This is a genomic window from Chryseobacterium sp. X308, from assembly GCF_020733145.1.
Lineage (GTDB): Bacteria > Bacteroidota > Bacteroidia > Flavobacteriales > Weeksellaceae > Chryseobacterium > Chryseobacterium cupriresistens.
Map to the genome: position 1 here is coordinate 38,019 of NZ_JAJFZH010000017.1, position 12,867 is coordinate 50,885.

Annotated in this window: 8 protein-coding genes; 3 read left to right on the top strand and 5 right to left on the bottom strand. The window is 36.9% G+C overall.

Translation table 11 applies throughout. From position 1 onward, the window contains the following. Positions 1-31 precede the first annotated feature (31 nt). Complete coding sequence (locus LIV57_RS16940) at positions 32-1,174, top strand: MFS transporter (protein WP_227943559.1); 1,143 nt, start codon at positions 32-34, stop codon at positions 1,172-1,174. Between the two features lie 135 nt (positions 1,175-1,309). Here the strand turns inward: LIV57_RS16940 and LIV57_RS16945 are convergent, their stop codons facing one another. The 4 genes from LIV57_RS16945 to rpsA form a co-directional block, all read right to left on the bottom strand. Next, positions 1,310-2,302 carry an alpha/beta fold hydrolase gene (locus LIV57_RS16945; RefSeq protein ID WP_227943560.1) on the bottom strand — a complete coding sequence of 331 codons (993 nt, stop codon included), beginning with the start codon at positions 2,300-2,302 and terminating at the stop codon, positions 1,310-1,312. A gap of 84 nt (positions 2,303-2,386) precedes the next feature. Then, entirely contained in the window at positions 2,387-3,364 is a 978-nt protein-coding gene (locus LIV57_RS16950) for an EamA family transporter (RefSeq protein ID WP_227943561.1), read from the bottom strand. 128 nt (positions 3,365-3,492) lie between these two features. Further along, on the bottom strand, positions 3,493-6,120 hold the full coding sequence (locus LIV57_RS16955; RefSeq protein ID WP_227943562.1) for a T9SS-dependent M36 family metallopeptidase: 2,628 nt from the start codon (positions 6,118-6,120) through the stop codon (positions 3,493-3,495). A 384-nt stretch (positions 6,121-6,504) separates the two neighbouring features. Continuing rightward, complete coding sequence (rpsA, locus tag LIV57_RS16960) at positions 6,505-8,295, bottom strand: 30S ribosomal protein S1 (RefSeq protein WP_137905342.1); 1,791 nt, start codon at positions 8,293-8,295, stop codon at positions 6,505-6,507. A 513-nt stretch (positions 8,296-8,808) separates the two neighbouring features. On the opposite strand from rpsA, the gene LIV57_RS16965 reads away from it, so the two are divergent. Beyond that, positions 8,809-10,116 (top strand): DEAD/DEAH box helicase, encoded by a 1,308-nt coding sequence (locus LIV57_RS16965; RefSeq protein WP_227943563.1) that lies wholly within the window; start codon positions 8,809-8,811, stop codon positions 10,114-10,116. A 78-nt stretch (positions 10,117-10,194) separates the two neighbouring features. On the opposite strand, the gene LIV57_RS16970 is transcribed toward LIV57_RS16965, so the two are convergent. After that, positions 10,195-11,088, bottom strand: a complete 894-nt coding sequence (locus tag LIV57_RS16970; protein ID WP_227943564.1) for an SMP-30/gluconolactonase/LRE family protein — start codon at positions 11,086-11,088, stop codon at positions 10,195-10,197. A gap of 254 nt (positions 11,089-11,342) precedes the next feature. On the opposite strand from LIV57_RS16970, the gene ccoG reads away from it, so the two are divergent. Continuing rightward, a complete protein-coding gene (ccoG, locus tag LIV57_RS16975) occupies positions 11,343-12,785 on the top strand; it encodes a cytochrome c oxidase accessory protein CcoG (RefSeq protein ID WP_227943565.1) in 1,443 nt (480 codons plus the stop codon). Positions 12,786-12,867: the final 82 nt, after the last annotated feature.

The following is a 12,867-nucleotide window of genomic DNA, read 5'->3' on the forward strand; positions in this document are numbered from 1 at the left end:
ATTGATTTTTTGGAAACTTTGCAGAAAAAAAATGAAAAAGGCAAATCCTATCTGGCTGCTGACCCTGCTTGTGATGCTTCCTCAGTTTGTAGAAACCATCTACAGTCCAGTTTTACCAATGGTACAGGAGAAATTTGAAGTGAATGAAGAATCAGTTACCTTAACGATCAGTTTATATTTTATAGCATTTGCGCTGGGTGTAGCATTCTGGGGTATTCAATGCGACAGGATCGGAAGAAAAAAATCAATGGAATATGGTCTCATTACCTATGGAATCGGAACTTTGACTGCTGTTTTCGCTCCTGATTTTATGGTTCTTCTGGGTGCCAGGATTATTTCTGCATTCGGAATTTCGGTGGGTTCCATCGTAACACAAACCATTTTAAGAGATACTTTTGACAAAGATAATCTCAGCAAAGTATTTTCCTGGATCGGAATCGGCTTGTCTATCAGTCCGGTAATCGGAATGGTTACAGGTTCAATACTGGCTTCCTCCGGCGGACATCAGAGCGTATTTATTACACTGTGTATCCTGAGTATACTTTTTTTGATACTTTCCAGACAGAAAATTTCTGAAACTCATCATGTAAAGAAATCCATCAACTTAAAAACATTGATCATCTTATTGAAACGGATGCTGCATGATCAGGGCATCATCAAGTGCTGCTTACTGATTATGAGCTTTAATGTCTTGTTATTTTCATACTATTCACTGGCTCCGTTTATTTTTAAAGAAAATCATTATTCCTCTTATGTTTTCGGGTACAGCAGTATGATACTGGCTGGCGGTACCTTCGCGGGAGCAAAGCTTAACAGATTTTTGTTATTGAAGAATGTACGGTCTGAATATTTAGTTAAAGCAAGTATATTCTCAGCATTGGCTGCCTCTGTTTTTGTCTGGATTCTGACAGGTACAGGAATTTATTTTTTAATTCCCTATTTCTTTATTGTGATGGCATTCAGCATTGCAATTCCCAATATTTTAAGCACCGCATTGATTCATTATAAAAACGAAACAGGAAGCGCCGGAGCTTTATTAGGATTAATTTATTATGTTCTGATAGGTTTAGGATTGGTGAGTATTGGACTGATACAAAATCTGGGAATTGCGTGTGTCCTGTTTTCTGGAATTGGAGTTGGTACTTTATTGCTGTTTGGGAACAAAAAGAATTGATTTTGAAACATTAAGTTAATAAGAATAGTTAAGTTTCATCAAAGATGAAAAATTAAGCAAAATGTTTATAAAGCTTATGATTTTACTCACTTGCAAAAACTTAATGTTTCAAATATTTTATATTTTAAAATTAATTTATTGTATAAAATCATACAGTGCTTCCATGAACTTAGGGTAGACCTCGATATGCGGAAGATGCCCTACATTTTCAATCTCGACAAGCTTTGAACCCGCAATTTCACGTTGGGTTTTCTTTCCCAATTCCTGATATTGCCCCATTTTAGGTTGAAGTTCTTTAGGAGCTCTGTCCTTTCCTATTGCGGTTCTGTCTCTTGTTCCAATAATAAGCAAGGTAGGAACTTTTATATTTTTAAATTCATAACATACCGGCTGATTGTAAATCATATCCGAAGTAAGCGCTGCATCCCATGCGACCTGAGGATAATCTTTATGAAGTGTCCATCCCGCAATTAAGTCCAGCCAGGGCTGATATTCTTCTTTCCATTTGTTGTCATAATAGAATTTCAGCTGATAATTTTTATAGGTTTCGGCTGTATTTTTAAGTTCAGACTGATAAGCCTGGTCAATGGTCTGGTAGGCTGCAAAAGTTTTATAATCTTCCAGTCCGATCGGGTTTTCGAGAATCAGTTTCTGTACTTTTTCAGGATATAATAACGTAAATCTGGTGGCCACCATTCCTCCCATTGAATGTCCAAGTACGATGGTTTTGTCAATTTTCAGTTCATCCAGGACCGCTTTTGTATTTTCTGCAAGCTGTGAAAAAGAAAATTGGTAAGCATGAGGCTTTGAAGATTTTCCAAATCCTATCTGATCAGGAATCACTACCCGGAATCCTTTAGCAGAAAGGTCTTTTGCTGTTCTCTCCCAGTACGCTCCATTAAAGTTTTTGCCGTGGAGAAGCATGACCGTTTTTCCGTTGGGTTTTTGCGGCTTTACATCCATATAAGCCATTTTCAAATCTTCGCCCTGAGACTTGAAATTAAGAAAATGAACTTCGTAAGGATATTGATAATCAGACAGCATTGCATCCAGAGGTTTTACCTGTGAAAACATAAAACCAGAGACAGTTAAAGCAAAAGCGGTCACTATATTTCTGAAATGTTTCATAAAACGTTTATTTAAAGATTAAAATTAAAAAAACCGCTCCAAAAGGAACGGTTTTTTTAATTTTAGTTAATATTTTTCAGACCATTATGCCATTGAAACTTCTTTTTCCTGTTTTGAAGGTAAATTCATTAAAACAATTGCAAAAAGAATCAAGGCAATTCCTACCCACTGAATCAGAAACACTTTCTCTCCCAGCAAAACGAAAGCCATGGTTACGGAAACCGGAAGTTCCAGTGATGAAACGATACTTCCAAGGCCCAATCCTGCATTGGGAAACCCAACATTGAATAAGATAGGCGGAATAATAGTTCCAAAAAGCGCCAGTACAAATCCATACGTGAGAAATATTGAATAATTAAATGAATGGATATGTTCTGTATTATCAGTAAAATTCAGGTATAATGATTTTAAGCCATCAAAATACATAGGCCCTATCTGGCCAAAGAATAAGAATGCAAAAACGACAACTGAACCACCCGCCAGCATAATTATACTCTTTCGGAAAACCGGAAGATGAGTAGCCAGCGTATTAGAGGTGAACATTGTTAAAGTGTATGAAGCAGCTGCCATCAGCCCCCAGAATACTCCGTGCCAGTCCAGCTCTATTTCCATATTAATAAGATTGGTTGCCAGAACCGTTCCCAACAAAACGATAACCACAGAAACCACTTTTCTTGTGTTGGGAAGTTTTTTAGTTAGAATACTTTCCACCACCACACTGAACCACACCGACTGCATCAATAATACAATAGCAATGGAAACATTGATATATTGCACGGCAATATAGTAGAATAAACTTGTTCCGCCCAAAGAAGTTCCTGCAAGCAAGAGCATTCTTACTTCTTTAGAACTGGGCACCGATAATTTCTGTTTTGAGGTTAGGGTCTGAATAAAGTTCAGGATCAAAAGTCCCGTCAAACCTAATACGAATTGGGAAGTAGTTACTTCTGAGGTCGTAAAGCCATCCTGATAAGCCATTTTTACAAAAGTGGCCAACATACCGTATATACTAGCTCCAATTCCTACAAATAAAACACCTTTTAGTATATTTTTCTTCTTCATAATTTTTTTAACAGCCTGCAAAGGTACGACATATAAATTAAATCATTCAGCAGTGTTATAGTGATAGATAAATAAAATCGCCACAAGCTTTGCTTGTGGCGATTTTTGAGATTGATTATAAAAGTAAATTATTTTTTAACCATTACTTTCGAAGCTGCTTCGAAACCTAGTCCTTTGATTTTAACCATATAAGTTCCGTTGACAAGGTTGCTTGTAGAAATTGCTTTCTTGGCATCCGGTGAGATTTTATCTTCTGAAGAAACCAGTTTACCAGACATATCATACAATTCTACGCTTACTTTTCCAAGAGTATTGCTTGGGAATTTAATATAGAATTCATCTTTGGCAGGGTTTGGATAGATAGAAATGTTATTGTTCTTATCTGCCTTTACATCATTGGTTGCCAATAAACATGCTTCCGGAACGTTAAAGTCCTGAACCTGATCATTAATATTATTTTTAGTTCCTGCTGATGCATTCACTCCTAAACCTCTTCTTGCAAAAACTCCCCAGATCATACATTTATCCTGTCCCTGAGTAGTTGCCATCTCAGCTGCCAATATTGCATTTCTTCCATCAATAAAGCTAGGATTACAGCCCTGAAGTTTAAGAGCATCTGTTACTAACTGTAATACTTTTGTGCTTCCGTTAGGGGTTGTTGACAGTACATCTGAAGCATAACCGTATTTTTCAACATATTTCCAGTGAAGATCCCATAACATGGTTGCCCAGACAAAACCAATAGAGTGTACATCCGGAACAATTGCTGATCCGTTATTGTATTCCATTCCGTTGGTATTTCCGTAGGTAAATCCGTTAACAGCAAGATTTGTAGAATATTTCGCAGGTCTGATACCACCGCCTGTTATTGGTTGTCCTATTGCATAAGTCCCTATACCTCTAGCCACTGTAGCATCATCTCCAGCTTTATTAGTCAACATTAAAGCAAAGAAATCAGACCATCCTTCTCCCATCTGTTCCTTACTCACGCCTGAATTCAGACAGTTGTATCCGGTACCGGTCATTCTGTTGGATATTCCGTGACCGTATTCATGGGTTACGATTCCGTTATCAAAACTTCCGTCAGGAGTCTGGTTTCCTTTTAAAGTAACATTTACTGTTGTATTTGCTGCAAGGTGAGTTTTGATATATTCCCCTTCCGCATTGGTAATCAATACTGAAGGGATTGTAATTGTAGGGTCATTCCCCGCCATATTTCCTAAAGTAGAACCATTTACTGCGTTGTTATATATAATGGCCGCTTTAGCTCCGGCATCCTGAAGATTTTTCACTTTTACTGCAAAAGCACATGTTCCTCTCTCAACAAGTCCTATTTTATTAGTCAATGAGCTTGCAGGTAAAGCCGTACATCCGTCTAAAACTGATGAAAGTGCTACATCTCCTGTCAGTCCGTTCATTGGTAATGGATTACCGAACTGTGCGGTTCCTGCTCCCGGTGTCCTGGAAACGGCAGCACTTGGTGCATTATAGAAGAATACTCTTCCAACCGGAGACCAAAGATACATTTGCATTCTTCCATTATAACCATCCTGCCCTGAAGAGAAATTCGCATTATTTAATCCGCTTCCATCTTGCGCCTCTGCATATACAGAATCATCATCTCCTCCAACAGGTCCGTTACCAAAATTGTTCTGCTGGAAATTTCTGGCAGATTCTGTAAATCCAAATTTATAGAAAACGTCGTGAATTCTGTTATTCAGATAAAATAAATTTGTAATAGCAGCATTTCTGTTATTTAACGGAGTTTCATTGATGTTAAAAGGGAAATCAAAATTTCTTGTTGCCCCTCCGTCTGCCGGAGTTCCTGTAAGATAATCAGGTGCAGTTAAAGCAGTTCCAGCCGAATCTTCATAGGCAAAAACGTTATTTCCTCTTGTAATCGTGTAATGATTGGTTCCGTCAGAATGCCATCCTTCAGGAGAAGCACTCAGGATCCAGGGATTAGTAATAATGGATCGTGAGCCAAATGTTGGTGCTTCAATAGGTAATGGAAACACATTGTATGATGCATTATCCGGCAGAAGTAATGGAATATTATTCTGTACTATGTTGTTCTGAGGCCCCACCAAGGTATTTTCAAAATGATCGGCATGGGTATATTCCGCATCGGATGAATAAGCATCATGATGAAAATTACAAGATAGTGTAAGGTTATTTTTCAACAGGATATTCCCATTGTTGGCATCTACTACAATATTCCAGTAATTGGGTGACTTTGGTTCCATTAAGGTATATTCATATGCCAAACGGAGGTTTCCGCTCTCATCATTTGCGTATACCAATCTTTGATTGGCTGAAGTCGCTTTCTTCTGAGTTTTTTCAAGATACTCAAGAATAGTGAAGTTTGCTATCTCAGGATTTTTCAGATCTTCAGCAATCTTCTGAAGCGCTGTGCTTTTACTGATAGCAGCAGTACCTGATGTAGATGCAGTATAATCTTTTACAAAATTATCAGTGTAGTAAACAATTTTATTGTCCTGAATCAATGCTGTTCCTACAGAGCTGTATATTGGCAAACCATTATAAGTCTGTAAAAATTTAACAACATTACCATTCAATGATTTTGACGGATCTACATTATCGACAATGATATTATTAAGATCAGACTTTTTATATTCCCTTATTTTATTTTGAGAAATATAATCTTTAATCAGTTTTTCATTATCCTGTCCGAATAATATTGCCGGAAATGCAGAAAATACCGCAAATAAAATAGGTAAAGCTTTGTTTTTCATATCCATTATTAAAGGCGCTAATCTACAAATAATTCACATAACTTTAATACTTTTTATATTAAAAATTAAACATAAATCAAGACAAATAAATAAAAAACACTTTGAAATCAATTTACATATTTCTCAATCATGAGAACCCTGCATTATATTTATGCGTACCACATTATGTTTACCACATGTTTAATTCTTTTTCATACAAACATTTTCTTTTTATAAGTCATTTAAATGAATATAAATTTCTGCCCCACAGAAATCTGCTTTTACTGTTTTACCCGATAGTTTTGTTTTTTACTGTCTTATTACACTTTTTTATATTCCTTCCCGTATAGCCATAAAAAAAGCCGCTCAAATGAGCGGCTCTTATGTATTATAATGGTTCAAAGATTATTTACCTTCTTCCATTTTTCTTTTCAACTCTGCTAATGCATCGATGTCTCCAAGAGTAGATCTTTCTTCGTTGTTAGAAGAAGAAGTTACGTTTCTAGAAGAAGCTTCTTTTACGTTTTTCTTCTCTTCGTCTCTGAAGATACCTGTGTGAGATACTACTACTCTCTTGAATTCTTTGTTGAATTCGATTACTTTGAACTGAGCCTCTTCACCTTTTTTGATTTTAGATCCATCTTCTTTCTCTAATAATCTTGAAGGGCAGAAAGCTTCAACCTCAGCATCCTCGAATTGAACAGAAGCTCCTTTATCGTGAACTTCTACAGCTTTACCAGCGTGGATAGTTCCTTCAGCATATTTAGTTTCGAATTTATCCCATGGGTTTTCAGTCAATTGCTTGTGACCTAGAGATAATCTTCTAGCCTGAATATCTAATTCAAGAACTACAACGTCTAATTTATCACCTACTGCGCAGAACTCAGATGGGTGCTTGATTTTCTTAGTCCAAGAAAGATCAGAGATGTAGATTAATCCGTCGATACCTTCTTCTAACTCTACGAATACACCAAAGTTAGTGAAGTTTCTTACAGTTCCTACATGCTGAGATCCTACCGGATACTTAGCTTCGATGTTTTCCCATGGATCTTTAGACAATTGCTTGATACCAAGAGAAATTTTTCTTTCTTCTCTATCTAAAGTTAATACTTCAGCTTCTACTTCATCACCTACTTTTACAAAATCTCCAGCAGATCTTAAGTGAGTAGACCAAGACATTTCAGAAACGTGGATTAATCCTTCAACACCTGGAGCGATTTCTACGAATGCACCATAGTCAGCAAGAACTACTACTTTTCCTTTTACTTTGTCACCTACTTTCAAGTCAGCAGAAAGAGCATCCCAAGGATGAGCTTCTAATTGCTTCATACCTAATTGGATTCTTGTTTTCTCATCATCGAAATCAAGGATTACAACTTTTACAGTTTGTCCGTCCTCAAGGATTTCAGATGGGTGGTTCACTCTAGACCAAGAAAGGTCTGTAATGTGGATCAATCCATCTACACCACCTAAGTCAATGAATACACCGTAAGAAGTTATATTCTTAACAGTACCTTCAAGAACCTGTCCTTTTTCAAGCTGAGCGATGATTTCTTTTTTCTGACCTTCGATATCTGCTTCGATCAATGCTTTGTGAGATACCACTACGTTTTTGAACTCAGGGTTGATTTTCACAACTTTGAACTCCATAGTTTTTCCTACGAACTGATCGTAATCTTTAATTGGCTTAACGTCAATTTGAGAACCAGGTAAGAATGCTTCGATTCCGTGAACGTCAACGATCATACCACCTTTAGTTCTTGATTTAACAAAACCGTTAACGATTTCTCCAGTTTCGTGAAGTTCGTTTACTTTATCCCAAGCTTTAAGCGTTCTCGCTTTTCTGTGAGATAACTGTAATTGTCCAGTTTTGTCTTCTCTCTTGTCAACCATTACTTCTACCTCGTCACCTACTTTCAGGCCTTGGTTGTAACGGAATTCGTTTAGAGAGATAACACCTTCAGATTTGAAGTTGATGTCTACGATAGCTTCTTTATCAGTTAATCTTACAACTTTACCAATTAGAACGTCGTTATCGTCTAAGTTGTTTAATGATCCGTTGTAGATTTCTTCTAAATCGCTTTTTTCTTTTCTCGCATCTGCATCAAGACCTGATTCGAATGAATCCCAATCAAATTGTTCTGGTGCTACGTTTTGGTTTAATAAAACCTCTGCTGAATTTGTCTCTTTTGACATTTTCTAATAAATTTGTATTCCTTCTTTTTTAACGGTTTGAATAAATGCAGATTAAAAAATACGGAAGTAATTAATTTTAAGTAATTTACTCTTCAAACCTTTTCGCCACAAAAGTGGGTGCAAAGATACTATTTTTATTTGAGATAAGCAATAGATTCTACTACTCTACTATTTAATTTATATATTTAAAAATCAATACCTTGATTATAAGAATGCTTCGACTGAGCTCAGCATGACATTCTAATACTAACCGTCTTACATTCAGAATAAAGCAATATCCGCTGTCATACTGATCATACACTGAAATTTACAAGAGGCATCAATAAGCAGAAGACAAAAATGAGATTCTTCATTTCGCTGCGCTTCATTCAGAATGACAGTAAGACAGAATTAAAGAAGGATCACACTTTCCTATCCTTCTCCTACTCTCCTACTCTCAAACTCTCAAACCCTCAACCCCCCAAACTCTTCCACTCTAAACCCTCAAACTCCAAAATTCACTACCTTTGCAGCATGGAATTACAGCCGATCTATCAAAAACTGCAGATTCAGGATATGAATCAGATGCAGAAATCTACTTATAAAGCGTCTGAAAACAATACAGACATTGTCTTACTCTCTCCTACAGGATCCGGAAAAACGCTGGCCTTTTTATTTCCTGTTCTCAGAAATCTGAGAAAAAATGTTCAGGGTGTTCAGGCATTGATACTGGTTCCGGCAAGGGAACTTGCTTTACAGATTGAGCAGGTTTTTAAATCCATGGGAACAGATTTTAAAGTTTCTGTATGCTATGGAGGACATGACAAAAAAATTGAGGTTAATAATTTAATTGAAGCTCCGGCTGTATTGATCGGAACTCCTGGAAGGGTTGTTTACCACTTAAGAAATAATAATTTTGATCCGAAAACAATTAAGACTCTGGTTCTTGATGAATTCGACAAAGCTCTGGAACTGGGTTTCCATGATGATATGGAATTTATTTCCCATTCTTTAAAAGGACTTTCTCAGAGAATTTTAACATCTGCCACAGCAATGGATGAAATTCCCACGTTTACAGGCTTAAAAGATGAAAAAGTAATCAGTTTCCTTAAAGAAAATGATGTAAAACCGGATCTCCAGCTGAGAAAAGTGATGACCATTCCGGAGGAAAAACTGGATACACTTTTCAATCTGGTTTGTAAAATCGGAAATAAAAGAACCCTGATCTTCTGTAATCACCGTGATGCCGTAGACCGTATCTCTGAACTTCTTCATCAGATGGGAATCGACAGAGAAACCTTCCATGGCGGTATGGAACAGGATGAAAGAGAACGTGCATTGCTGAAATTCCGTAATGATTCTGCAAGAATTCTTATTACTACGGATCTTGCTGCCCGCGGGCTTGATATTCCTGAGGTAGAATCTATTGTTCATTATCAACTTCCTCCAAAAGAAGATGCTTTCATCCACAGAAACGGACGTACCGCGAGAATGAATGCCAAAGGTTTTGTCTACCTGATCATGACTGAAGAGGAAAACTTCCCGTTCATTAAAAACAATACTCCTGAAGAAAGCGTTGCCGGATTTACTAAAGTTCCGCAAAAAACACCTTTTCAGACAGTTTACATCAGCGCAGGAAAAAAGGATAAAGTAAACAAAGTGGATATTGTAGGATATCTGTTAAAGAAAGGAGAACTTCAGAAAGAAGATGTAGGAATCATCGAAGTAAAAGATACAACGTCATATGTTGCTGTCTCCAGAAATAAAGTAAACGCTCTTTTGAGAAAACTTCAGAACGAAAAACTGAAAGGTAAGAAAGTAAAAATGGAGATTGCTTATTAGACCTTTCACTCTATACTTTATTGTCATTGCGAGGAGCATAGCGCCGAAGCAGTCTGCCCTCCCCGCAATGACACAAAATTATTTAATTCCTCTTACTCTCAGAGGAAAAGTATACACAGACTTAGAGGCAGTAATGAAAAGAATATCATTATTTTTACCACCAAAAGTGACATTGGATGTCCAGTCTTCAGGAATCGGAATATGATACATTTTCTTCCCGGAACTGTTGAAAACATGTACTCCATTTCCTGTCAGGTACAGATTCCCGTGTTTATCCATCGTCATTCCGTCTGAACCTATTTCACAGAACAGTTTCTTCTCTGATAATTTTCCTTCTCCCAATATATCATATACATAGGTTTTTCCGGCATCAATATCAGATACGTACAATTTCTTTAGTTTTTCACTTCCAACAATACCATTGGGTTGGGTGAAAGTCTCTAATTTGGTAACTTTTCCTGATTTATCTCTGTAATAAAGACTTTTATGTTGAATTTCCTGTTTAAAACCAACCCAGTAATCTCTTTCATACAAAGGGTCTGTAAAGTACATTCCCCCAAATTCATCATTCCATACATCATTGGGGCCGTTCAGCCTTTTTCCTTCGAAACCTTTTAGCAGAACTTCTACTTTTTTGTCTTTGGATATCTTCCATATCTCACCCTGATCGTCTGAACAGGTAATCAAATACCCATCTTTGTCAAAGTGTGTTCCGTTTGCTCTTCCTGTTTTATTCAAAAACTCTATCACCTGATTGGTTTTCCAGTCCCAATAATAGATCTTATCATTAGGCTGATCGGTGAAATAAACATTCCCTTCTTTATCTGCTGATGGTCCTTCTGTGAAACTAAACTTGTCGGAAACCTTTTCCGGCTGCACTCCCTCATAAAACATTTTACTATAATTTACTGATTGACAGTTTACCAATGCGAAAACCAAACCAATCATACCTATTTTAAGTATATTCTTCATGCTTCATTTTTAAGGCTGCAATTTACGATATGACCCAGAGGTTTCAAAATATTTTCCCGTTTTGATACAATAAAAACAACAGATACAAAATGTCCTAATTATCCTATTTTGGAAGTAGATCATATTAGTAATGAAAAGATATAATCCGGAGCTTTGCAGTAACAGAATCAATCACTTTTTCATGGAACGGTCAATTTGAAAATAAGATTGGTCAGGATGAAAATTGTACTAAAATACTTTTATAGCATATAACAATGAGCGCAGAATCCAGCAATATCAAGTCTTTGGAAATTGAAAATGAAGATTTCAGAAATTCAGTGGGAACCATGGATGAAACCGGTAAAAGGAAGTGGATTTTTCCCAGAAAGCCCAAAGGAAAGTATACCAACTACAGGAATTACACCAGCTATTTTCTTCTTGCTTTATTTTTCGGACTGCCGTTTGTAAAGATCAATAACAATCCTTTTCTGCTGATCAATGTCATCGACAGGAAATTCTTTATTCTCGGACAGCCGTTTTACCTGCAGGACTTTTTTATTCTTGCTTTAGGAGCGGTAACCTCCGTCATTTTTGTGATGTTATTTACTGTCGTTTTCGGAAGAATATTCTGTGGGTGGTTATGCCCGCAGACGCTTTTTATGGAAATGGTCTTCCGTAAAATAGAATACTGGATTGAAGGCGACCGTAATAAACAGATGAAGCTGGACAGACAGGAATGGGATACAGAGAAAATAAGAAAAAGACTGACGAAATGGTCTGTTTTCCTTTTAATTTCATTGATTATTTCTCACTTTATGTTCATGTATATTGTGGGCTACGAAGAAGTTTTCCGTATTATGAGTGAAGGACCTGAAGCCAACTCACTGAAATTTATGGTTATGATCTTCTTTACCATGACGTTCTATTTTGTTTTCGCATGGCTTCGTGAGCAGGTTTGTACGCTGGTCTGCCCTTACGGAAGGCTGCAAGGTGTGTTGATCGATAAGCAAACGATCAATGTATATTATGATTTTAAAAGAGGGGAAGGCCGTGCAAAATGGAGAAATAATGAAGACAGAAAAGCAGCAGGAAAAGGAGATTGTATCGACTGTAACCAATGTGTTGTGGTATGTCCTACGGGAATCGATATCAGAAACGGACAGCAGCTGGAATGTGTAAACTGTACAGCCTGTATTGATGCCTGCGATGAAGTTATGGAGAAAGTTGGCTTACCTAAAGGATTGGTTCGCTATGCTACGGAAGCAGAAATTGAAAATCAGGACAAATTCCGATTTACTCCAAGAATGAAAGCCACAACTGTTATCCTTGCATTGTTAATTGGATTCCTTGGGTTTTTAATGTACGATCGTGGTTCTATGGAAGCCAAATTCATCAAACCTGCAGGTTCTACATTTTTTATTAAGAACGGTAAAATCACCAACACTTTTATCTATACTCTTCTAAATAAATCCAACGAGAAAAAGATGCTTACCATCAAAGTTATCACTCCAACAAATGCAGAGATCACTTACTTTGGTTCTGAAAAAATTATTTTAAAAGGAGATCAGATCCTGAAAGGAAACATCAACATTTCCTTTCCTGAGGACGAAATTAAATTCTCAAAACAGAATATGGTCATCGGAGTATTTGATGAAAAGGGACAGCTGGTAGATTCGTTTGAAACTACTTTTGAAGGACCGTTTAAGTTGGCTCTATAGGTGGCAGATGATAGGTGACAGGTTGCAGGTTGTAGGGATTAGGAAAAATAGTTGATATTTCCCTAATTCCGCTCCTCTGGAG